16 protein-coding genes and 1 riboswitch are annotated in these 25930 nt (G+C 28.9%); of the genes, 3 read left to right on the top strand and 13 right to left on the bottom strand.

Annotation, left to right across the window (positions count from 1 at the left end; translation table 4 throughout):
- Positions 1-4 precede the first annotated feature (4 nt).
- From cas1 to ACNQ13_RS01595, 10 genes are all read right to left on the bottom strand, one after another.
- On the bottom strand, positions 5-880 hold the full coding sequence (cas1, locus tag ACNQ13_RS01550) for a type II CRISPR-associated endonuclease Cas1 (RefSeq protein WP_418035528.1): 876 nt from the start codon (positions 878-880) through the stop codon (positions 5-7).
- A gap of 121 nt (positions 881-1001) precedes the next feature.
- Positions 1002-4718 (bottom strand): type II CRISPR RNA-guided endonuclease Cas9, encoded by a 3717-nt coding sequence (gene cas9 / locus ACNQ13_RS01555; protein ID WP_418035529.1) that lies wholly within the window; start codon positions 4716-4718, stop codon positions 1002-1004.
- Between the two features lie 165 nt (positions 4719-4883).
- Entirely contained in the window at positions 4884-9410 is a 4527-nt protein-coding gene (locus ACNQ13_RS01560; protein ID WP_418035531.1) for a DNA-directed RNA polymerase subunit beta', read from the bottom strand.
- Complete coding sequence (rpoB, locus tag ACNQ13_RS01565; protein ID WP_418035533.1) at positions 9403-13035, bottom strand: DNA-directed RNA polymerase subunit beta; 3633 nt, start codon at positions 13033-13035, stop codon at positions 9403-9405. Before rpoB ends, ACNQ13_RS01560 begins: the two co-directional genes overlap by 8 nt.
- Before the next feature lie 220 nt (positions 13036-13255).
- Positions 13256-14566 (bottom strand): ABC transporter permease subunit, encoded by a 1311-nt coding sequence (locus ACNQ13_RS01570; RefSeq protein ID WP_418035534.1) that lies wholly within the window; start codon positions 14564-14566, stop codon positions 13256-13258.
- Between the two features lie 355 nt (positions 14567-14921).
- On the bottom strand, positions 14922-15647 hold the full coding sequence (locus tag ACNQ13_RS01575) for an ATP-binding cassette domain-containing protein (RefSeq protein WP_418018647.1): 726 nt from the start codon (positions 15645-15647) through the stop codon (positions 14922-14924).
- Positions 15647-16882 (bottom strand): ABC transporter thiamine pyrophosphate-binding lipoprotein p37/Cypl, encoded by a 1236-nt coding sequence (cypl, locus tag ACNQ13_RS01580; RefSeq protein ID WP_418035536.1) that lies wholly within the window; start codon positions 16880-16882, stop codon positions 15647-15649. Before cypl ends, ACNQ13_RS01575 begins: the two co-directional genes overlap by 1 nt.
- Before the next feature lie 28 nt (positions 16883-16910).
- Positions 16911-17007: riboswitch (TPP riboswitch) on the bottom strand.
- Between the two features lie 16 nt (positions 17008-17023).
- Entirely contained in the window at positions 17024-19495 is a 2472-nt protein-coding gene (locus ACNQ13_RS01585) for an MAG1360 family OppF-related protein (RefSeq protein ID WP_418035538.1), read from the bottom strand.
- 9 nt (positions 19496-19504) lie between these two features.
- A complete protein-coding gene (locus ACNQ13_RS01590; RefSeq protein ID WP_416741870.1) occupies positions 19505-20515 on the bottom strand; it encodes an ECF transporter S component in 1011 nt (336 codons plus the stop codon).
- Between the two features lie 135 nt (positions 20516-20650).
- Entirely contained in the window at positions 20651-21499 is an 849-nt protein-coding gene (locus tag ACNQ13_RS01595) for an HAD family hydrolase (protein WP_418034429.1), read from the bottom strand.
- Between the two features lie 112 nt (positions 21500-21611).
- On the opposite strand from ACNQ13_RS01595, the gene ACNQ13_RS01600 reads away from it, so the two are divergent.
- From ACNQ13_RS01600 to ACNQ13_RS01610, 3 genes are read left to right on the top strand one after another with little or no spacing between them, the layout of a single operon-like run.
- Positions 21612-22097: a hypothetical protein gene (locus ACNQ13_RS01600; RefSeq protein WP_418018650.1), complete on the top strand. Its 486-nt coding sequence runs from the start codon at positions 21612-21614 to the stop codon at positions 22095-22097.
- Entirely contained in the window at positions 22097-22624 is a 528-nt protein-coding gene (locus ACNQ13_RS01605; RefSeq protein ID WP_416741867.1) for a hypothetical protein, read from the top strand. Before ACNQ13_RS01600 ends, ACNQ13_RS01605 begins: the two co-directional genes overlap by 1 nt.
- Complete coding sequence (locus ACNQ13_RS01610; protein ID WP_416741866.1) at positions 22617-23096, top strand: hypothetical protein; 480 nt, start codon at positions 22617-22619, stop codon at positions 23094-23096. Before ACNQ13_RS01605 ends, ACNQ13_RS01610 begins: the two co-directional genes overlap by 8 nt.
- A 71-nt stretch (positions 23097-23167) precedes the next feature.
- Here ACNQ13_RS01610 and rplA read toward each other — a convergent pair whose 3' ends face one another.
- From rplA to ACNQ13_RS01625, 3 genes are all read right to left on the bottom strand, one after another.
- The gene (rplA, locus tag ACNQ13_RS01615; RefSeq protein ID WP_418018651.1) at positions 23168-23863 is read right to left on the bottom strand and encodes a 50S ribosomal protein L1; all 696 of its coding nucleotides are present in this window, start codon (positions 23861-23863) and stop codon (positions 23168-23170) included.
- A gap of 2 nt (positions 23864-23865) precedes the next feature.
- On the bottom strand, positions 23866-24456 hold the full coding sequence (gene rplK / locus ACNQ13_RS01620; protein ID WP_416741864.1) for a 50S ribosomal protein L11: 591 nt from the start codon (positions 24454-24456) through the stop codon (positions 23866-23868).
- Between the two features lie 260 nt (positions 24457-24716).
- The gene (locus ACNQ13_RS01625; RefSeq protein WP_418035540.1) at positions 24717-25523 is read right to left on the bottom strand and encodes a hypothetical protein; all 807 of its coding nucleotides are present in this window, start codon (positions 25521-25523) and stop codon (positions 24717-24719) included.
- Positions 25524-25930 lie beyond the last annotated feature (407 nt).

A 25930-nucleotide genomic window follows, 5' to 3' on the forward strand; every position in this document is an offset into this window, starting at 1 on the left:
ACTCTTAGTCTCAATCAATAATATATTCCTCTTCGTCAATATCGCCTGAAATGATAGACTTAATAAATTGATCAATTGAATCATTTCAACTTCTATGGTTTTTAAACATTAAATTTTCAAACGCACTAAACAGTGTCTTTTTATATTCTGTAAATGATTCATTTTTTTCTTTAATCAAAAAGTCATAAACAAAATAATCTATTACTGGTCTAAATATCTCCATTATGTCACATGCTAAAGCAAAATAATTATTAAAGCTTTTATGAAAAATTCCTAATCTATTATCAAGTCCATTTTTAATTAAACTTCTTGAAACATAACTCATAAGAACAATATAGCCAAAGTTTAAAAACTTATTTATTACGTTGTTATCATCTGAGCGGTTAAAGGTGCTGCCATATAATAATTTAAAACTAAGCTTAGCAGCATGACCTTCACAATTAGTTTCATCTCCTTGTTTAACATTAGAATAATATTCAATTAATTTATTAATATCATCATCAGATGCAATATCCAAATGATAAATTAATTTAGCATAATTAATAATTTTAAGTCTAATAATGTGCTTTCACATTTTATTTTTAAAAGTTTCATCTCATCGTATTTGAGCTAAATAATTCTTGTTTGAATAATATGAATTAATCGGATTTATTTGTATTGTTGGCTGATATTTATTATTACAAATAATTAAATTTATATTATAAGCAACAATTTTATTAAGTAATGGAACAGTAATTAAACAAAATGGGTTAGTAATTAATATTGTGTCTATTGTTCGTAAAGGAATTGTAATGCGTGATCCATCCTTGTTAATAATTAACGTATCCAAAAATAAAGAAAGATATTCAGTTTGAGCTATTTCAATAACTTTTTTAGACATATAAAAAGAAAAAACCAGAGTAAACTCTGGCGGTTACGACAGTCATATAAATATGACGTCTTATTTTAGGGTATGACAATATTTGTATAAGCAATAATTTTATTGTCATATATATGATACATTATTTAAAATATTTGTCAATTAAAATTTTATTTAATCCTAAAATATCTGGTTCAGAAGGAGAACCGTGCTTTCCATCTAAAATAATATAATTACTCAAAAGGTTATTAAGTGTTTTTGGCATTCTTTTTTCTTGTACCTTATTTTTTCTAACAACCTTGTCATTTGATCTTCTCACATATTTTAATTCATTTCAGTCATTAATATTTTGGAATGATGAAATATAAAATAGTTCTCTACTTTCCTTTTCTATAAGTATCGTTCCTCTAGCTAAAATTCTTCAAATATCATAATTTTGATCGATTTGTTTTTCTTTTAAATATGTAACAAATTTTTTATCTTTTGAAAAATCATGTTTTAATATATTTAATTCATTAGAATCAAGATGAGCATTAAAAGTATTGATTGGAACTCTTATATATTGAGAGCCTTTTTCGCTCACATTATCTTTCTTCTTTAAAATAATTAAAGCAACAGAATTAACTGATGTTTGATATGCATTAGGCAATCCAGTATGACTATCTTTACTTTTGATAACTAATTGAGATATATCATTTAATTTATCACCTTTCACTTTTAAATGTTTTATTCTAAATGTGTTTTCATTAGTAGAATCATAGAATACAACTGTCTTGGAATTAATCATTTTAGAAATAAATTCTTCAGAAAATTTATTAGGATAATTTGCAGATAAATCCCTCATATATTTATTAAATACAGCTAAATCAGAGTCTTTATATTCAGCCTCATATTCAAAATAAACTGATTTCATTAAATCAAATAAGTATGGATTAGTTTGTGCTAATAATATATTTTCTTTTTCAGAATTAAATAATTTATCAATATCGGACTTTTTACTAAATAAACTTTTCTTGTTAATTTGTCTAAAACCATCTTCTTCTTTCTCCATAGAGTAGACTGTACTATTGAATAATTCTAAATTTGACTTAATTTCTTTTTTACGAGAAAATTGGACTCTAAAGTCTATGTTATCAAGATTTTTTTCCATTTCACGTGCTATTTGACTAATTTCATTTTGAATTTTTAATTGTTTTCATGTATTACTATCAATTTCAGTTATTTCACCAGTTTTTATATCTTCTTTACATCATGTACCAGTTGAAGCAGATTTATAAATTTTATAATTACTCATGTTTTGCAATTGATGATATAAAGTTTTAGTTTCATTAGCAAACATAGCTATAATACTTGCATCAATAGCATGGTGAGAATAATCATCACGATCTTTCTTTCTCAATTTTTCATTTTCCATACTTTTTCTTATAAATGAAGTAACTCCCCCATTTATGGATATTACTGAAAACTTAGATTTAGCATCGCTTGAAACATTTTTTGAATACTCTAGTAAGGCATCTCTGAACACAATTGTAGCATATCTTGTATCATTTAAATTACGAGCTAAAAATCCAATATCAAAAGAATTTTGTTCTTCTTGAGCAAGTAGTTTCTTGTATTTTTTAGTCTTATCAAGATAATTTGAAAATCCTTCATTACTATTAGCATATCATCTATCACAATTTTTAACATATTCTTCTCATGTAATTCCTGCCATACCAGAGGTTATAAATTCATATGGTGTTCTTTGCCCTTTTAGTTGATTAGATTTTTTAAATACAAGAACTTTGTTACTACTTGAATCGTCAAATGATTGGCTATAAGGTAATATGTGGTCAATTTCTGTATTAGTGAATATTTCTTCAAAACGTATTTCTTTACCAGAATATAAATCATTATGATCTTGTTGTAATCATAATAATGTTTTATAACTTTTGATAGGTGATTTTAAAATATCTTCTATTAGATTCTCGCTTATATTTAAATTCTTTAAATGTTTTTCAACAATTTCCTTATTGCTTTTTATTAGCTTTTCATAGTTCTTTTTATTTTTTGTTATATCATCATCAGATAATTCTCTAGCTAATTCAATAACAACTTTAGAAATTTCAAATTCTTTCCCAAATTTCTTCTTAATTGCGTTAAAAACTTTAGTTGCTTCTCTAAGTATTTTTTTAACACCTGGTGATAAAATCGCTTCATCAACAAAACTAGGATTTAAATATTTCGATGTTTTTTTGTTAACTACTACACCATTTTTAGACTTTGCAATTTCAGCTTTAAAAGATTCATCGTAATTTTTTAAAGCTTCAAAATTTCATCCTTTGTCTTTTTCTTTGTTATAAGGAATATTTTGAAGACCAATCATATTAGAAATAACAAGTTTAATTGCTTTTTGCGATAATGAGTGAGTTTTAGATAATTGATCACTAAAATCCTCTGAAATGCTTTTAAAGAGACTGCATAAAGATTCATATTCATTCTTTACTAAAGAAGCAAAAATTTCATCTTTTTCACTTACTAATGCTAGATTATCCTGATTTATTTTATCTAAATATGTGTAATTACGAGATAAGTATAAAAACATATCATCTAAGAAGTTTAGCTTTTCTTCTAAATTATATTGTGATAGAAATTTTATATCAAGGTGTTCTTTTAATTTTTGCACAAAATCTGCTAATTTTGTTAAATCACCAAATTCAAATTTTCCATTTTTGTTAATTTTTAAGCCGGATAATTTCAACTTATGCTCAGTTTTTTCAGTTGTTTCTCTTTTTTCAAATTCAGATATTCCATCAATATTATGTTCTATTAAAAACTTATTTGCAGACTCTTCAATAGTTTTGTTGATTATCTTGTCTATTTGTCCTTTTTTAATCTTTGTATCTTTATCTAAAGAAAACAAATAATTAATCAGATTATTTAAAAAATTATATTTTTCTTCTTGCGTAATGAATCAGCCACTTAGTAAATCTGATTTGCTTCTAATAGTGCTTAGTTCATTTAACTCATTAAAAATTAATGCACTTGGGAGATTCTTAGGAGCACGATATTCTTCATTAAATATGCTACATTTACCGGTTGTCTTATCTCAGATATTTTTGTATAGTTCTACAACCCTTTTTTGTTCTTTATCATAGCCATATATACCATATGGGCTAGCGCTATTTAAACTACCTGGACCTTTAGACATTTCACGAACAAAACTAAATAAATTTAAATATTCTTTAATAAATTCTTCAGGTAAATTATCTTGTGAATTTAATACTTGTTTTATTTCATTAAGTCATTGTTTATTTGAAAAATTAAAATCAGTCATTAATTGTTCATCATTTATTTGATTTTCATCATTTAAATCAATAATTCCATTATAAAAACCATATTTATTGTAATGTTCTAATAATTTTTCACTAGGATAAATATTAACATTTTCATCCTTTTCATAGAAATACCCTCTATTTTGTAAATAATCATGTAATATTCAAGCTAATTGTTTAGGCTCAATAGTGCTATTTAGAGCTAATACTTTTAAATTTAAAACAATATCATTTTCTTGTTGTTGCTTTGAATTATTTGCTACTATTTCACTCTTATCATTGAATTGGAAATAGTCATTATATTTTCAAATTAAGTTTACTAATCTTTGATTCTTGTATTTTCTTCTACGAATTAATCTTCTTGCTCCTCTGAAAGCTCTTCTTTCTTGTGCTGTTTGTGCAGATGAAAACAGTCTACTTCCTAGATAGTAGATTTGATTAGTTTGTGAATCTACAACAGATCATCCTACAGATCCTACACCAAGGTCAAAACCTAATGTAACTTGTTTTTTTGCAAAATTTTCATTATTTAAGTTATTTTTCATTTTTCTCCTTTACTTATAAATAAATTTTACTTGATTTTACTGTCTATTAGATAAAATTTCCATATTTTCACATTTTGGACTATTTTAGTTCAATACTTGTGAAGTTATATAAAAATACAGCACATAAGTACTGTATTTATAAATGATTATTTAAAGATATAAGAATTATTCTTCATCATCCATGGTATCGTCTTCGTATTCATTTGCAATTTCTAATACATCATCATCAATATCAAAGATTTCTTGGTTTTCTTCATCATCTGTCATATCCATATCATCTTGTGTTTGTAATAATAATGAATCTTCATCGAATGATACTGGGATTTCAATATCATCAAATGTTGAGTTAATTTCATCTTGTTCTTCTTGACTTAATTCAAAATCACCATTTTCTGGATCAATTTTACCTGTGAAGTAAGTTTTAGGATCACGAATGTCATATTTTCCTTTTAATTCATAGTTAGCATTTGTTCCAGCTGGAATCTTATGTCCAAGAATAATGTTTTCTTTAAGTCCTTCAAGATAGTCAACTCTTTTAGCAATAGATGAATTAACAAGAATTTTAGCTGTTTCTTGGTATGAAGCAGCAGCTAGGAATGAATCACTTAATAAAGGAGTTTGTTTAGCTCCACGGATCTTAACTTCACCGTAAGCTGGACGTTTTCCTGCAGCAAGTAATTTTCCATTTTCTTTTTGATATACAAAGGTGTCAACAAGACTTCCAGTAAAGAAGTTTGAATCTCCTGGATCTGTAATCATAATTTTTGAAAGCATTTGTCTAATGATGATTTCAATGTACTTATCTGAAATTGTAATACCTTGTAAACGATATAATCTTTGAACTTCTTTTAATAAGTAGTTTTGCACAGCTCTTGTGTCAGCTGCTTCAAGAAGTTGGTTAAGAATAATTGGTCCTTCAAAGATCTTTTGACCACTTACAACCTTATCTCCTAGTTTTACACGTAATTTTTGTGAAACTTTTCCACTGTATGTTTCGGTAGCAATGCTTCCATCAGCTTTCTTAGTTTCAACATCAACTAGTAAGATATCAGTACTGTCTTTTCCATTTTTATCTGTAGCAGGTGCAATTCTTGTTACTGTTCCATAGACTGTTGAAATAACAGCAGGTTTTCCTCATGGGAAGTCATAAGCATCGATAAGTTCGATTAGCCGACCAAACCCACCAGTAATATCTTCAACCCCAGCAACCCCTCCGGTGTGGAATGTACGCATTGTAAGTTGTGTACCAGGTTCCCCGATTGATTGAGCAGCAACAACCCCAACAGCTTCACCAATATTAACGATTCTGTTTGTTGCCAAGTCTTTTCCATAACAGTGTTTACATACCCCATTTTTAGTGTGACATGAAAGCACTGAACGAATTTCAACTTGACTTTGTCCATATTCGTTAACAATTTTATCTGCAAGATCTGGAGTAATTAATGTGTTTGCGGCTACTAATTCATTACCATTTTCATCTAAGATAGCTTTGTTTGTAAATCTACCTTCAATTCTTTCTTGTAATGATTCAATAACAGTATCAGTTTTAGTATCTTTAATATCTTTAACAACAAATCCAAAGTCAGAACCACAATCATCTTCTCGAACAACGATACCTTGTGCAACATCAACAAGTCTACGTGTTAAGTATCCTGATTTAGCTGTGTTAAGCGCTGTATCTGTAAGCCCTTTTCTAGCACCGTGAGTTGATGAATAGAATTCATAAGCAGTAAGCCCTGAAAGGAATGATGATTTAACTGGGATTTCAACTGTTGAACGAACCACACGGTCGTTTTCAGCATCGGCTTTAAGCACTTTGGTGTTGTTATTCATAAGTCCACGCATACCAGCAAGTTGGGTAAAGTTAGATGAGTTACCACGAGCTCCTGAGGTGAACATCATGAATAGAGGGTTATCAATATCAGATTTTGTAACTTCTTTCAAGTCTTTTTCAATAGAATCTTTAACTTCTGATCATTTTTGAATTGTTAATGTATAACGTTCGTCATCAGTTAAGTATCCTTCTTCAAAGAATTTCTTAAGTTGATCTGTATATTCTTCACCTTTTTTAATCTTTTCAGCAGTTGTATCTAATGTAGTAATGTCATTCATAGAGATAGTTGTACCTGAAATTGTAGAGAATTTAAATCCAAGGTTCTTAACTCTATCTAGTATAGAAGCAACATAGTTTGTGTAATCGAATCAAACTTTTTCAAGAACTTTAGTATATTCAACTAAAGTTCAAACTGGTTTCATTCCTTCTGCTACATTAGGGTTTTTCTTACTTCATTCATAGTTAATTGCTTCAAAGTGTTCTTTAATTGAATTTGAAATAATTCTTGCATGTGAAGTAGGAATTGGTGCATTAGCAAAATCTACTAATTCTGCACATTCTGTGAAACGATCTTCAAAATTATCTTGTGTTGTATCGTTAATAATTGAAGCAATATCTTCCATTGTTACAACAGCAACATATTTTTCATATACTCTACGTACAATTTTGGCAATGTCTTTTTTAGAAAGAGCTAAGTTAACTGGCATATTTGCAATTTTAGCTCTAAAGTCATCACCATAGTTAAGTACATATTTGTTCAGATCTTTATCTGAAGTATCAATCTTTTCGCTTTCGCTTACTTTGATGCTTCCATCTGGTTGTACAACTTCTTTTCTTGTTACGTATTTACCGAAGATAAATTCAAAATCAGATGGGAAAGCACGGTTAAGGATAAATTTACCTACTGTAGAAACTAAGTAAGGAGCATTTGTGTATTTTGATACTGATTCTTTGCTCATAGCTGAAATTGGAAGCACAACTCTAGTATGTAAAGTAATGTAGCCATTTTCATAAGCAAGCATCATATCATCAAAACTTGCATAGAAGTTTCCTTCTCCCTTAACATTAGCTTTTTCAATTGTTAAGTAGTAAAGACCTAAAATCATATCTTGAGAAGGGTTAATAATTGGTTCACCATCTTTAGGTCCAAGAATGTTTTTAGAAGCAAGCATAAGTTCTTTTGCTTCACGCACAGCTTGATCTGAAATTGGAACGTGCACAGCCATTTGGTCCCCATCGAAGTCAGCGTTGAAAGCTGTAGTTACAAGTGGGTGAAGTTTAATCGCTTTTCCACGGATTAAAACAGGTTGAAAGGCTTGGATTGAAAGTCTGTGAAGTGTAGGAGCACGGTTAAGAAGAACAGGTCTTCCATCAATTGCTTTTTCTACGTATGGTCAAATAATTGGGTTTAAAGTTTCAATCATTTTCTTAGCTGATTTAACACTTGTAATTGAAGGTTCGCCTTTAATTAATTCTTTAATAATTCAAGGTTCAAATAATTTAGCAGCCATGTCACGAGGAATACCAACTTCATGCATTCTAAGTGAAGGTCCAACAACGATAACACTACGACCAGAGTAGTCAACACGTTTTCCTAAAAGGTTTTGTCTGAAACGTCCTTTTTTACCAGTTAAGGCATCTGAAATAGATTTTAAAGGATGAGAATCTTTTGATACAACTGGTGTTGGTTTCTTTCTTGCATTGTCAATTAAAGCATCAACTGCTTCTTGAATCATACGGTATTCGTTTTGCTTAATAAGCATAGGAGCATCAGCTTCATTTCATTTAGCTAAACGATTGTTTCTAATGATAATACGACGATATAGTTCGTTAACATCACTAGTTGAGTGTCTTCCACCATCTAACTGTACTAATGGACGTAAGTCAGCAGGAATAACTGGAAGGTTGTAAATTAACATGCTTTTTGGATCTTGTCCAGATTTAATAAATGAGTTAATTACTGTTAAACGTTTGTATAGTTTAGCTCTGTCTTGTTCTTTAGTTGATGATAATCCGTTGTCTAAGTCCATTTCAGAGTTAATTTTATCGATTTCAGCTTGAACAGCTGCAGCTTCTTCAGCTAAATCAATGTGAGTTAATAAGTATTCAACAGCACGAGATCCTGTGTCAATTTTAGCATCTGAATATTCGTGAATAATTTCGTTGTATTGATAGAAGTCAATCCCGAAATCTTTCCCAATTTTTGATTCAGCATATTCTCTTAATTCAATTAATGCTGTTTCAATATCTTCATATTCATCTGTATCTTTTTCATAATTACCAAGCATTTCCTCTAATGCTGCTTCATAAATATTCGCAGCTTCGTTAATGTCAATAATTGTGTTTTTCTTTAAGCTAGTTAAGTTTCCAGCTTCAAGTACGATGTGAGATTTATAATAAATTAATTTTTCTAAATCTGCTTTTGTTACTTGTTTAGTAGAGTCAGCAACTCTAAGACCAAGTAATTTTGAAATAATTGAGTGATCTATTTTAAAGAATCAGAAGTGCACAACTGGGTTGTGTAACTTAATGTGCCCCATTCTGCTTCTACGTGTGATTTTAGGTAAAATAACAGGTCTATATTTTTCACAAGCAGGGGTTTTGGTACATACAGAATTTTCATCACTTTTCTTGTATTTAGTATTACAGATTGGACATTTATAATCTGTAACTGGTCCGAAAATTAATTCATCAAATAGCCCATCTTTTTCAGGTCTATATGATTTATAGTTGATGGTTTCTGGTCTTGTAACTTCACCATGTGATCATTCTAAGATGTCTTGATCTGTTGCAAGTGAGAGAGTAATTTTATTAATTTGTTCAACTAATTCATCTTGTTCTTTATCAAAATTATTCATAACCTTCTCCCCCTATTTCATTTGTATCAACGTATTGATATTGTGTATGATCGATATTTTCTTCTTCATCAAGTGATCTTGTTGAAGCATCTAATTTCATTCCAAGACCTTTAAGTTCGTAGCTAAGAACATTAAATGATTCCGGAATTCCAGGCATTGGTAATTCTTTTCCAGATACTAATGCTGAATATAAGGCATTACGTCCTGCAATGTCATCAGATTTAAATGTAAGGATTTCTTGAAGTACATTTGTAGCTCCATAAGACTCAATAGCTCATGTTTCCATTTCTCCGAATCTTTGTCCCCCATTTTGAGATTTACCTCCAAGAGGTTGTTGTGTAATAAGTGAGTATGGCCCAACACTACGTGCATGCATTTTATCATCAACCATGTGGTTAAGTTTAAGCATGTACATTACACCAACTGAAATAGGTTTATCAAATTTTCTACCTGTAATTGGGTCAATTAAGGTTTGTTTTCCACTCTTGTCAAGTCCTGCTTCAACTAAAGCGTTTTCAATATCAGTTTTCTTAACACCATCGAATGAAGGAGTAACAAATTTAACACCTAATTTTCTAGCTGCCATTCCAAGGTGAAGTTCAAGAACTTGCCCAATATTCATACGTGAAGGAACCCCTTGAGGGTTAAGCATAATGTCAAGTGGTGTTCCATCTTCTAAGTATGGCATATCTTCTTCTGGTAATACAATTGAGATAACCCCTTTATTACCGTGACGTCCAGCCATCTTATCTCCAACTTTAATCTTACGTTTTTGAGCAATAGAAACTTTAACAATTTTATCTACGCCTTCTTCTAAGATATCTCCAGCTTCACGTGAAAGTACTTCAACATGGATAACTGTACCAGCGTGTCCATTTTTAACTTTTAATGAAGTATCTTTAGTTGTTTGTGGACGTTGTTGAAGGATAGCCATAAGAAGTTTTTCTTCTTGAGATGGGTTATCTTCTCCTTTAGGTGAAAGTCTACCTACAAGTACGTCTCCAGGTAATACTTCAGAACCAACTTTAACAATACCTCTTTCATCAAGGTTTCTTAAAGCAAATTTTGAAACGTTGTTAATTGCGTTTGTTAATTCATCATCACCAGCACGTGATGTTCTGAATTGAATAGTTTGTTCTTCGATATGAATTGATGTATAAACATCATCTTTAACAAGTCTTTCATTGATGATAACAGCATCCTCAAAGTTATATCCATTTCATGTAGTGAATCCTACAAGTACATTTTTACCAAGTGCCATTTCTCCATCTTTGAATGAGCTACCATCAACAAGTAAGTCACCTTTTTGTACTTCTTGTCCAACTGTAACAATAGGTTTTTGTTGAATTAAAGTACCTTGGTTACTTCTTTCGAAGTTTCTTAATGAATATCTATCTGTGTTACCTTTTTCGTTCTTGATCATAATTTTTGATCCATCAACAAAAGTAACAACTCCAGGGTTTTTAGCAACTAAGTTGTATGAAGAGTATTTAGCAATATCTGCTTCAATTCCTGTAGCAACAAAAGGTGCTTCAGCTTGAAGAAGAGGAACTGCTTGACGTTGCATGTTTGATCCCATAAGTGCACGGTTAGCATCGTCGTTTTCTAGGAATGGGATAGCTGCAGCAGCAACAGAAACTATTTGTTTTGATGAAACCTCAATATAGTCAATTTCATCTGGTGTACCTATAATATAGTTATAGTCACGTCTAATTGTTAAATATGGATCAACAATTTTGTTGTTATCATCAACTCTAACTGAAGATTGAGCAAATGAGAATCCAATTTCTTCAGCAGCTGTTAGGTAGTGAGTTGTTGTGTAATCAACAACACCATTGTTAACTTTAAAGTAAGGGGTCTTTAAGAATCCTAAATCATCAACTTTTGCATATGTTGCGTAGTTAAGGATAAGACCGATGTTAGGTCCTTCAGGTGTTTCGATAGGACAAATTCTTCCGTAGTGAGTTGCATGAACGTCACGAACTTCAAATTGTGCAGTATCACGGTTAAGACCACCAGGCCCTAGAGATGTAACACGACGTTTGTTTGAAACTTCAGCAAGTGGATTGATTTGATCCATGAATTGTGAAAGTTTTGAAGAGTTAAAGAATTGTTTCATTTGGTTTGTTACAAGTTTATTGTTTGTAACATTTTTAGCTGTAACTTTGTCAGCTTCTTTAGCTCCCATACGTTCACGTGTTGCTTTTTCAAGTTTAGTTAAAGCAACTGATAATTGTCCTTCAAGTAATTCCCCAACTGAAACAATACGTTTATTTGTAAGTGAGTCGGGATCATCATCTTGGCCAATACCATCAATTAAGTTAAAGTAGTAATTAATTGCAGCAACTATGTCTGAAATTAATAGGTGTGTTTCTGTTGATTTTGGATCATTACCAATTACTAAAACTGGTTGATCTTCTTTTTCTTCCATTCATTTTCTAGATGGATATACACTTAGTTTAACGATATTAATTCTTTTTGCTAATGTCTTGTTTTGGTTAATAAGCTTGTGATATACAATTTCTGGATCAATACCAGGAATTTTTTCACTTCTTACTAAACCTTCATTAAAGGCATTTTGAATTTCTTTAGCTTTCTTAATGTCGATAAATGTTCCTTTAGGATATAAGACAACTTTTTCTCCTAATTCAACTGATTTAACAACAAAGTCTTCAGCTAAGTATGTGTTTGTTATACGATCAACAAGCGAAAGTTTCTTATTAAGCATGTAACGTCCAGTTGTTGATAAGTTGTAACGTTTTTTATCAAACAACATTCCAGGGATAAGTGAACGTTTTGCTTCTTCTGAAATACGATCACCTTTTCTTAACCCTCTGAATAATTCTTCTTGACATTGATCAAGAATTTCAGCTTCAGTAAATTCTGAATTTTCAATTAACTTGTCTTTTTTAAGTGTTTCTTCAAGTAATTCACTTGTTCCAAATAATTCTCTAATTGTTTTTGGTGTGAATCCAAATGACCCTAAGAAAGTTGCTAAGTTAACATTCTTGTTTTTATCAATTTTGATTTTAACTGTGTCTAATGTTGAAGATGTAACTTTGTGTGACACTTCAAGTCATGACCCAATTCTTGGTAAAATTTCTAATTTGTTGAATAAGTCATCTGATTGTTTGTTACGTACACCAAGTCCAAAGTAGGCACCAGGTGATCTTATTAGCTGAGAAACAATAACTTTTTCTGACCCATTAATGATGAAACTTCCACCAGAAGTCATGTAAGGAATTTCTCCTAAAAGAACTTCATCAATTTTAACTTCTCCAGTATTTGTGATTTCTCTTTTTAAGCTGATATAAACTTTAACACTGAAGTTAATTCCTTTAGCTTTACATTTTTTAAATTCTTCGCTTTCGCTAGTAATTTTCTTAAATGGTAGTTCTAATCTAACTGACCCTTTAACATAATCTAAACGAACTTCTTTGTTAGCAGCTTCGATTGGATAAACTTCAAGTAGACATTCTTGAATTCTTTTGTTAATAAAAAGTTCGAAACTTTCTTTACTTGTTTCAAGAATATCAAAAAGAGGTAAAGATTCTTTTGTTACTGAGTAATCTCTTCTCTCTGTGACAGGACCAAATTTACGAATTTTATAATTTTTTTGCTCCATATATTTATTCTCATCCTTTCTGAAAATATAGACCTCTAATTAAAAAATACATTATTAAAATGTATATTTACGTAAGGTATATAAATTTTATCACATAAGATTTTTTTTAATTGTAGGAAATCAACTTTTTTAGTGTATAAGAACTTATTGTTAAAATAAATAAAAAAGCATCCTGTTTTTATTTAAAAAACAGGGTACTATTATATCTTATGCCTCTATGCTATAGGCTTGAATAAAACTTAGCATATCGAGTACTTATTTTTGTTAAGTTCGTATTTCTATTACTTTTATTATGTAAAAAAATATTTTTTTCTTTATAAATTCAAAAACTAATTTCTAAAATTATGAAAAATATATAAGCTGGAAGTATCACTGGAAAAATCTTGTTATACTCTGACTTGTCTTGATATTGTAGGACTAAATTATAAATTCCTAGATTAGCAAAGGTGCCATATGAAATAGAATTTCTAACAGCATCCTCACCTTGGAAGATAAAAACTGAAAGCAATTGTTTATTAACGTAAGGTAAAACATAATAACGATAAATTTTAAATTTGCTTCAGCCCTTTACCTTATACAACGCAATAACATTACTTGGTAAAGTGTTAATTGATTCAGCTATTTGTTTCACCATTTTCCTAAATGCAGAAACAACTAAAGCAATTGTAATAGCAGTGACTGAATCCATGAGTGGATTAAAAACTAAAAATCAAAAATAAGTAGGAACTACCTTTATAAAAGCTAATACTATTTTACTTGCAATAACTGAGTAATTTTTATTGATTCTTTCAGCAAGCATATAGGCATACATAATAGCTAAAAAATAAGCTAGTGTTATCGAAATATAAGCTTGTTGTAGGATTATAAAGTATTGTCCCATTAACCCTCAATTAAAGGATGAGAAATCAAATGCAAAAACACTTGTAAAGTATTGCTTTAAAGTAATTGTATATACTTTAGAATCCGCTAGTGAAATAAGTCCTCAAATCAGAATTACAAAATAGCAAACCAGCATTAAGGATAAGACATATTTTTTTCAATTATAACTTCAACTTTTTATGGTTTGTTTAGAAGCGTGTAATTGAGGTTTTTGCACAAGTAAGACTTTATTTAATAAGTATAAAATTCCTTCAATAATAAGGATAAATATTGCAATAAAGAGCAATGTTATTCCAAAGCTATCTTGGTAGTGTTTCGGATCAGCAAAAACAACACCAAGACCATTAATTCCAACTAAACCAAGAATAGTTAATCAGCGAATATTGGATTCATATGATAAAAAGAAGTTGAGGAAAAACTTAATTTTTACCTGTTGAAAAATATTCTTATAAAAAGACTGTAATTTGTTAGCCCCTAAAGCTAAGTCACGAAAGTATTGCTTAGTTGAGCAACTTTCAATTAAATCAGCAATATAACGATTCATTCACAGTCAAGTGAATCATAAATAAATAATAAAAGAAGCTAATTCAGCACTAAAGGCATTTTTGAACAGCAAGATAAAAACAATGACTGGAAAAGCTCTTAGCAACATTAAAATAATTTTTACTAGAAAGGGAAAATATTTATGTCTATGAATATTTGTTGCACTGCAATATCCAGTTATTAGCGCTAGTAAGAAACCAAAAAAGGTTCCAATAGTAACACTCTTTAAAGTGACTAAAAAGTAATTTCAATTAATAAGTCAAATATTGCTTGATAATTCTTTATTATGACTTGCAAAACTAAAAATAGATTTCAAGTTATCTCAAGCATCATGTCAACTTGGAGTGTTTACTGAATAGAAAAAGTTTAAACTATATAAAGAATAGAAAAAGAAAGCTATCAGAAACAAGATTAGTATTGATTTAAAAACTCTTCTTTTACGTAATTTAGTAGTAAAAGTTACTTTATTCATCAAAATATAACGCTAAAAGCTCCTTATTGTAGTCTTGTTTCTGGATTATATCAACTATTTTTCCACCTTTGATTGCCACTAGTCGATCACAATATTGCATAGCTAAATCAATATCATGAATAGCTGTAATTATTAGTTTTTGGTCTTTTAAGCCTTCTAGATAGTTAAAAATCTTATGAGAGTTATTTATATCTAAATTGCTAGTGACTTCATCACAAAGTAAAATTTCAGATGCATTAAATACACCAGCAATAAAATTAAAACGTTGTTTTTGTCCACTAGAAAGCATACTTAATGGGGTAAGAGCATAATCTTGTAATTCAAAATGCACAAATAGCTCTCATAATTGATTTACTTGTGTAACGGTTAAATGATGAAATAATGCATTTATACGGCTGCTATAGTTATTAAAGTTAAACAAAATGTTTTTATAGGCATCATAATCTGATAAAGAAAGTGTCTCAGCATCAATAAAGGAAATAAGGGACTTATAACGTTTAAGTCCCCTTTTAGATAATTTATTTATAACTTGGCCTTTATAGATAATTTGACCCTTTAGCACTATATCTAAGTCAAAAATAGACTTTAATATAGTGCTTTTTCCTTGTCCACTACGTCCAATTAAGCCAACTATTTCTCCTTTATGAAAATCTAAATTCAGATTTGATAAAACTTCCTTATTTTCATAGCTGAGTGCTACATTCTTAAATTCAAGCATTATTCTCCAATTATTGTGTCAATTTTGTTTTTAAAGTTTTGTAATGTGTCATCACTATAAGACACAAATCCTATATTTCTCCCATAAATAGGATTTGAACCAGAAGCTAATTCATTTAATGCTTCTGTAACTAGTTTAAGATCATTATTAGCAACTTGCTTTGAAGCAATACCAATGTTGTATGGTAATGGATCAGTTACAGTCAAGAATGAAATCTTTTGATTTGGACGAATGGTGTTATTTACAGCATATGCATATTGTTTAGAAGTTTTAAAGTGTGTAAATGCATAAACACCTTCATTATCAAAGAATATGTGAATGTTGCTATTTTTAGGATCGTTAGCATCTTTTAAAGCAGCTTTTACAAATGTATTTTGATATTGCTTGTTAGATTGTAAATCAGCAAAAGAAAGAAATTGTCTGTTATTTGCTGAGTTAAATTGTTTTTTCATTAAAGCTTCAGGCAAGATGTATTTGCTTCCTGAACTAGCTTTTCCAAGACCAATTCCATATGAAAGGAATTCTGCTAAATTCTTGTTAGCTCAAGCTTGTTTAATTTTATTTGTCATTTCATCATCTGCTACAATAGCAATTAGCCCTCTTTGGTAACTAACTAAATTATCAACAGATGCTGAAGAGTAATTTTGATAAAACTTAGTATAAGCACTACCATTTCATCCATTCCCATTAGTTGTATCATTTCATTGTTCAGATCAAGGAATTAAATCAAATTTAGCTTGCTCATTTTGAGCAATTGTTTCTAAGCTGCTATCTGTAGTTGAAAATGTAGCATCTTTAATATCACCTGCAAATTTTGAAGTTCAAGTTTGAATGATATTTGGATTAAAGTTTGCCAAATAATTCTTTTCTGAAATGATACTTCCAGAAGAAATAAATCCCAAGTCAGTTTCTCCTTTAGAAATATTTTGAGCTACTGTTTTATATTTATCATCATTGACCATCTTAACTTTAACAGTAAAGTGAGCTTTTTTAGCAGTTAGATATTGATTCATTCTATCTTCAATATTGTTTCTTAAACTTGCAATACCTTGAATATTGTTTTCAAGTTCTCATGGAGTAATTAAGTCAATTTTAAGTTGTTTAGAACTCACAACATCTGAGTTTATGGCATCAGAATCTTTACCATCTTGACCACCATTGCATTGCGACGCAATAATTGGGAGAGTAGTTGTAACTAAGCTTGCTCCCATCAATAATATTTTAAATTTGTTCATAAAAAAATCCTTCCTTGGACAGGGAGGAACGTAAAAAGAGAAGACTCGCTACGCTAGTATTAACTAGATCAGCTCATAAGAGTATTTCTCAACCTGTTTTTCAACAAGTACCTCTGTCCTTGGAAGAATTATATAATAAAATTAAAATAATTTACTCTCAATTTCAGGAGAAATTATTTCACCTTCAAATTCATGATTATCAATATGATTGATTAACTTAATTTCTTTAGTAAATTGTTTGTCATCTTTATCATAAGGTTCTGGTATAAGTTTAACATTAAGATCAGTTAAAATAAATTCATCATTAACAAAAACAGATTGGAACTGTTCACTAATTTTAGTATCAGAAGGCTTACCATCACTAAATAAACGTTCGGATTCACTGGTTTGATTATTTTTATTAATCATGTTTCATTTTTGATATTCACTTAACGTACAGTAAACAAAATGTGAAGGTTTAGAATCTAAAGTATATAGTCCTTGTTTTATGAATAATTGTACATAATCTCGATTTAATTGTTGATTCAATGAAGAGATCTTATGATTAATTAGCAATTTAATATCTGGATTAACTGGATGAGCGAAAATTTCCTTTACTTTTGCCCCTTCTAGCAATTGCATATCATTGAAGAAATAAACATAATCCATTGTTTCTTTAATGAATTTTAGATTTGAGGTAATAAAGACTGTTGCAATATTATTAGCTTCAACTATTTTAAATAACACCCTTAAAAATTCACTACGTGCTTCTTCAGAAATATTTTCCATGTTATCTTGTAGCAGTAAAACTTCAATCTTACTGAGTCCAAACTTTGTAAGCTTAATTTTAGCTTTATCAATAATGTCTAGATCTTTAAAAGGTTTAACATAGTTAGGAATTGAAACTGAAGCAGTTTCATATGATTCAATAAAACGAATCATTGCAGCTGAATCCTTTAAAAATTTCTTACTTGCCTTTTGTTTGTTAGATGAGTAATTAATTAAATCCATTAACAAGTTGCAAATTCAATTTTTAGTTAAGAATTTTTTAAAATCAACAAGTGTTTTAATTGCTACTTCATTATGTAAAAGTGTCATTTTAACTAAGAGAGAATTTATGATAGAAATTACTGTTCTTTCAGTACGCCTAACATTTAATTTAAGTCGATTAAGTTTGAATTCTTTTGATTTCAGTAAGGAATTAAATAGTTTTTCTTCAGAATACTTAGATCAATCCAGTTCAGCTTGAGCATACTTGATTTTTTCTTCTAACTCATGTACTGAGACTACATTTTTATAATTAGATAAATGATTAAAACGTAAATTCTTTACTTGACGAATAGCATTTTGATTATTAGATATACGCTCAGTTAATTGGTCATACATGTTTTTTGACATAGCAATATAAGGTTTAATATTAAATGAGAATTCTTGGTTTATAAACTCTTTAATTTTAGACACTGTAGCATTCTTATACTTATCTTTAGTTTCAGTAAAATTATTAGTAATAAAGATACTAATTTCAGAATCAATCATTAATTTGAGGTCTTCCAGTTGTTGCTCATTAAGATATTGAATTCGTCTAAAGTTCTTAATTCAAATATTAAGTTCCTTTTTCTTAATTAAAATATCCTTTAATAAATCAAAATACTCATCATTAATTGAAGGAAGTAGCTTTTTCTTTTGTTCAAGCAGACTAATTTCCTTATGTATTAGGGATATTTGATAATACATAGTTTTTTTAGCATACTTAGCAATTGAATTTTTTAATTCTTTGTAATATATAATTTCACTAGTTAAATCACGTATTTTTAAGTCATTTTCAACTTTAAGCAGTGAAACATTATTAATTTGGTTCATATATGAGAGCTTAATTTTGCTTTGCTCAATTAAATTTTTTTGTTCATTTATATTGCTTGTTTGAATACCACTTTCGAGTCTACGATATTCATTTTTTAGTTCTTTAAAAACTTCAAAGTATTCCTTGATTGTAGTAACAATATAAGAATTAATTACAAAATTTAAATTTTCAATATGGCTACTTAATGCATCTTGATCATTATTATTACTTGAAAATAATAAACTTTGTTCTAAACCACGAATAGTTTTAATAAATTCATTATTAGTGTCCATAATATTTGAAGAATGATTCTTTAAAATATTAAAGATCAAATTCTTCATTGTGTAGTCTAAATTGGAATAAATATTATTTAAGTTAGCAAGGTTAATTACACTTTTAATGGAGTTTTGACAATCAGCTCATAATTCAAATAAAGGTATATTCAAATCATCTTGGTCAACAATTTCATTAATATTGAAGTAAGAAACTTTAGTTAAAATATCCTTTTTCTTGGTAGAGAAATTTTGATAATTATTAAAATCATAGTATTCCTTAACATTTGGATTATAGTATGTCATAACTGTGTTTTTATCTTTTAAAATAAACTTGCCTAAATTATGAAATGTAATGTTTTCATTATCACTAGGAATATAGAAAGCTGTTTTGTTATTTTGATAAATAGATAAAAAAGGGATAGAAATATTAGAACTTGGTCAAATACCTGTTCTATTTTTGCTATACCCTTTAGGAATAAAGATATTTTCAATTGTTAGTATTTTCTTATTTTTTGCCATACACCCTTCTTAATATGCTAAATGTTCATTTTTATTAATTAACTTAGAAACTACTTGATAAGCATAATAAATAACAAAAACATTAAATCAAATTTTAATTGGACTCGTTAAAATATGTTGCGTAATTCATACAAAAATATCAGCTGTCTCACTATTTCCAAGTGAATATAAGTCAGCGAATGAAAGAATCGGAATATTAACAAGCTCCAAGAAGGCACAGAAAACAATTATAGGAACGAAAACTAAGTATTTATCAGTGCGCATTGCAAAACGACCAACTAGGATAAAAATAACTAGCAATGTCATTCCTGAAGTCATTAATGCAAGTAGAATTCATCTGTTTTTAATAAATCCATTTTGAATAATATCATCACTAACAAAAAAACCAATATATCAAGCAATAATAGAAATGGCAAGTACTAAAAATAAAGCGCCCGAAATACAGTAAACATTTTTTAAAGCAATATTTGAGGAGTCTTGGTTAATAAATTGTCTTTTATTATTAAGTTTTACAATCTTATTTGCGATTTCAATTGCTTTTTTTCTATTTCCAGCAGCAGATTCAAATTTATATTTATAAGCAAGTAAATTAATCTTAATAGAGAGTCTATTTAAACGATATTCTTTTGAGAATGCAAAACGTAAAAATCCCATATAGTATAAACCGAATATTCCTGAAATTAAGCCATTAACAGCTGTAGCAGCAGTATAAATCGGATTATATCCAGCAGGTGGAACAAATAATAATGAAATTAAATCAGCAACAATTCCTACAAAAACTCCAATTACTGGGCCAAAAATAAAACCAGAAATTTTTACAGGTAAACCAATAAATGAGAATTTATAAGAGGGTATATTAACAATAGGAATAATTTGAGCTGAAACTACAGTGAAGGCAACTGAAATAGCAATTAAAATAGCAACAAAAACCATTTTACGAATGGTTCATTTAGGAAAAAGGCCCAAATCTGAAAGTTTGACTTTAAATTTATTGACTGAATTAATTGCTGGTTTTTTCATATTTAAATTTTATATTATTACACTGTAAACATAACAAAAATTATTAAAACTTCTAACACTTATTCTAGTATATGTTTGTTTCTTTTTGCTTTAAAAAATAGGAAAAAAAGAAAAAAAGCGAGCTTGCTCACTTAATTATTTGGTTTTAAGTTTTTGTTGAGATATTGCTCTTTTTAATTCAAAGTCTGAACGATATAAATAATCATCAATCGCTTCAGCTAGCCCATCTTGCTCAACAGCACTAGTATAGAATTTTGCAGCTGCCTTGGTTGACTCATCAGCATTGTCCATTGCATATGAGTACCCTGCTGCTAAAAACATAGGAATATCGTTAGCACTATCCCCAATTGCCATGACATCTGCTAGATCAGAATGAAAGACATTTTCACATAGTCATTTCATTCCAGATGCCTTTGATATCCCAATATTAGTAATTTCAATGTATTTATTAGAAACATTAATAATGTCTAGTTCTACACCACTAGCTAAACAAGCTTGATAGAAGGATAAAATAGCATCAGGTGTACCGTATGCTTCAATTTTATGTAAGTCTTGATTAATTCTACCATCTGTAATCCAATCATTATATTCATTAAAAGTGGTTAGAAATTCTCTAGTTACATCATTACTATTGTACATATAGTATTGATCACTACCCATGTAGTATAATGTGACACCATGTTGTAATGCTAATGGTCAGATAACTTCAGCTTTCTTTGTATCAATATATTCAACATGTAAAGCTTTCTTTTCTAAATTGTCATATATCATTGCTCCATTTGAACAACATAAATATCTGGCATTTAAGGTATCGGCTAAACGTTGAATTTTTTCTAATGGTGGATTCCCAGTGTTGATTACAAATGGGATATTTTTGTCAGCTAATTCTCTTACTTTTGCCTTATTAACTTCTGATAATTGTTTGTGTGGAAATGGGTAAATTGTGCCATCCACATCACTAAAAATTGCTCATGTTTTATTCATGAGTATATTATAGACCATTACTGTATAAAAACAATTTTTTAATGCATTTTTTAGGTCTATTTATATGTTTTTTAACCCACTTTCACATCTAAAATGTTTGAGAAAAATCAGAATGTTATACAATTTTTATATGCAAGAAATTATCAAAAATTTAACCAAGAAATTAGAGAAAGATAAGCGAAGATTAAGACGCTATAAAATGCTAGATGACCTATTCTCGGTATTAATTGCATTTTTAAATATTGCAGCAATTGTACTAGCCTCTCTAGCATTGTCAATTTTGTCAAAAGAAACTCCAAACAAGCAATCACAAGCTGACTATAAATCTTATGTTAATGTGGTTGTACTAGCAAGCTTTATTATTATTTCATTCTTTTTAAACTTATTTATAGCAATTTATAGATACAACACCCACAGTGATTTGTATAAAAAGATCTATACCACAATCTCATACTTACAAGTTAAATATAATGCAAATGAAATATCTACAGAAACTATGGAAAATATCATTGATGCTTTATGAAAACAAGCTTCTACGCGAAAAAAAATTATCATAGCTGAAGTTTTGAAGTCAGAATTAACTAATGGAGGTAAATAATGAAAAGTAAGAATAGTTTAACTAGTTACCAAGCTTATTTACTTCTAGTGAAAAAAGTTAAAATTAAGGTAGGTATTTATGGGTTTATGTATTACTTATTAAACTCATTAATTATTATATTTACCTTGCTTAATGGTCTAATTGCAATTTTATATCTAGCTGGAGCTAGCAAGAACTTTGCTACAACAGATGGAATCACTTACCCAAATAATAACCCATATTATACTGATATGTTGAATGGAAATTCTAATTCTAACTATGTTATTATGACTACTATAATTAATGCTTCAATTACTTTTTTAACTGGTTTATTAACATTTTTTGTTATTAATAAAAAATACACTTTTTATTTAAGTAAGTATAAGATTTTACAATTTGAAGCTGCAATCTTTAAACAAAGAATCTTTGTTTATAAGAATCTTGATAAAATTAAAGCTGAGTTTTTATTCTATAAACGTTGCTTAGCAATTATGGAAGTGGATCGTTTTAAATCAAGTGACTTTACAGGAGGATATTTACATGGATAAGCATTTAATTGATATTGATAAAGTTAATCTACACGCTAAAAAAGATGATTTTAAACTAAAAGATGAAAAAATAAAAACATTAATAGCTGAACATAAAAATAATACTAACCTGCATAATAAAGTACATAAGCTTAAGAGAAAATCATTTAATAAATATATTATTTCAAGAAGTTTTTTTGTTTTTCTTAATGTATTAGCAATTTTTATTGCTGCAAGTATAGTGATCTTAAACTTATATTCAATTAGATTTAATAAATATCCTGATACAACTATGGTTTATTTTGTGCTAATTGCTGTACTTTCTGTAATTACCACTTTAGTTGTTAGTTTGCAAAGTTTCTTTGGAATCACGGATAAGAAAACAACATTGAAGGATACCATTTCTAACCTTGATGAAGTGATAAATGCCATTTCAGCTAAAGATGATCTTTCAACTGAAGAATATGACAAAATTATTAAATTATTAGATTAACTCACAGATGTGAGTTTTTCTTTTGTTTGTAATAAAAAACCAGGATTGCTCCTAGTTTGAAATAGAAAATATTATTTTTCTATTTTAATTTTAACACTTGGTCCCATTGAAGCTGAAACTGTTAAGTTTAAGATATAAGCACCTTTAACTGCAGCAGGTTTTAACTTCTTGATTAATGAGATAAGTGTTTGTGCATTATCTACTAAAGCTTCTGTAGACATGCTTGTTTTACCAATAAGAGAGTGTACAATTCCAGCTTTATCTGTACGGTAATTTGCTTTACCTTTTTTAAGTTCTTCAACAGCTTTTTCAGGAGTTGGAGTAACTGTACCTGTTTTAGGGTTTGGCATTAGACCTTTAGGCCCAAGTTTTTTCCCATATTTTCCAAGTAAAGGCATCATAGCTGGGTCAGCAACCATAACATCAAAATCAAAGTTATCTTCTTTAATTTTTTGTTCTAAAGCTTGAGCATCAACAACAATGTCTGCTCCAGCTTCAGTAGCTAATTTTTGTTTTTCAACATTGTTTGTAGCTACTAATACACGAACTGATTTACCTGTTCCATGAGGAAGTAAAACAGCACCACGTAATTGTTGATCAGCTTTTCTAACATCAAGATTTAAGTTGAAAGCAAGGTCAATTGAAGCATCAAATTTAGCATATGAAGTTTTTTTAGCAAGTTCAATAGCTTGTGCTAAATCATAAGCAACTGTTCTGTCAAATGATTCACGAGCTGCTTTTAAATTTTTAGAAACTCTTTTAGCCATAATTATTCTTCTCCTTCATTTGCTTTTTCATCTGTAATAACATTAACTTCAATAGCTTGACCTTTTGTATTAACAAGATCTTCTAAATCATTATTTAAAGCTTCTTCTTTAGCAGCTGCTAATTTTGCAGCTTTTGCAGCAGCTTTAGCTTCTGCTTTAGCTTTAAAGATATCGTCATATCCTTCAACTAAAACACCCATTTGTCTTGCTGTTCCAGCTACTGTAGCCATAGCTGAGTAAATGTCATCTGTGTTAAGATCTGGCATTTTGTATTCAGCAATTTCTTTAAGTTGATCTTTTGTAATAGTTGCAACAATTGTTGTCTTAGCGTTTGCTGCTCCTGTTTGAATTTTAGCAGCTTGTTTAATTTTAAATGATGCTGGAGCTGTAAATAATTTGAATTCAAATGATTTGTCTTTGTACACTGTAATTTGAACTGGAACTGGTTCTCCAGCTCTGTCTCTAGTAGCATCGTTAAATGCTTTTGTAAATTCAGGCATGTTTACACCTACACCAGCCAATGCTGGTCCAGGTTTAGCTTGACCTGCAGGGAATTGCAATTTAGCAATACGTTGTATTTCTTTTTTTGCCATTTGTATCCTTTCGATATTGTGGTCTAGCGATATATTTGATATCTCCCACTAGTAGAGGCAATATAAATATTGCTTATTTATTATATAAAAAAAGTTGTTTTTTCCTAATTTAATGCTAAATTTAATTAGTCCAAAAATAAGGGATAAAACAATATAAAATATAAATTATTAATATATAAATCACATAATTTGCTTTTTTAGTATAAATAAACCCTTGCCTTTATAGCAAGGGTTATAGCAAGAAATTACAACAAAACAGTTTAGGCCTTTCAATTTATTAGTTTCTGTTCAAAAGCTTCCACTTTATTTCGCACTTGTTTTCTTTTAGCAAAATCTTGTAACTCTTTAATAGATAAATCATCGCATTCATTGATATTGTCTTGATATTTAGCATAACTTAAATTAATTTCATCTTTCATATGTTGTTCTTTGGCTTTTTTAGCAGTAACTACTTCCACTTCATAGCCCTTATTAACAACCCCTTCAATAAATTGTGCATTATGCATTTTTCTATATAAAGCACTTAATTTCGCACATTTATTTCCATTTTTAACTTCGAAAATACCTTGCGCGTTGTAAATGGATTGCAAATAATTTATAGTATTATTTTTTAAACACTTTCATAAATATTTTTCTGCTTGTCTATTCCCATTATTTAAAATAATTTTAGTTATTTCTTTTTCGAATTTCGGTTTGCTACCATCTAATAATTTTCAAAAATTATAGTGTATTAATTCTTTTAGTTCATCAATGGTTTCAATAATGTATCACTTTATGTTTTTTATATTACTTGCAAGGATAGATATATTAACATTATTTGATAAACTAAACATGTTCATTATGTAAGTTGCTGATTTAGATTTTAGGTTAGAAACAATTTCTTCTTCTGAAATATTATTAGGCAGTGACTGTCCTTTGTCATGGATAAGTCAATTTATAAAAATAGCAATATTATTATTTGAGTCAATAAGGGAAAAGATTTTTTCAGTTTTATTCTTATTATTTAGAAAATGTCTTGACTTGTTATTTTGCGTAATCTTTTGCTTTAAACTTTTTTGTTGTAGCATTTTTTCTTGCTACATTCTTATTATTGCACATTTAAAGTGATTTTTTCATGAGTGATTAAAAATTTTTTTATTCAATATAATTCAACAAATTTCGCCCGAGTAAAAATAATTTCTAGCCCTGTTTTTTGGATGTAAAAAATAATTCTTATATACCTATATAATATATGGAATAGTTTTCATTTTTAAGGATATTTTTAAGAAATTTTTTTTATTTTTGAAACTAAATTAGCTAGTTACACATTTTTTTAATATTTTTAATAATTTTTCTGATCTTTTTTAGGTATTTTTTATTTTGAAATATTTACTTGTTTTTTTAAAAAAATAAAAAAACGCCTTTAGCGTTATTTACATGTTCTTTGGAAACTGAATAGTAATTAAATAATTCATTAAAATGTCTGAATACATTA

Origin of the sequence: Mycoplasma milvi, assembly GCF_048284715.1 — a bacterium.
Taxonomy (GTDB): domain Bacteria; phylum Bacillota_I; class Bacilli_A; order Mycoplasmatales; family Metamycoplasmataceae; genus Mycoplasmopsis.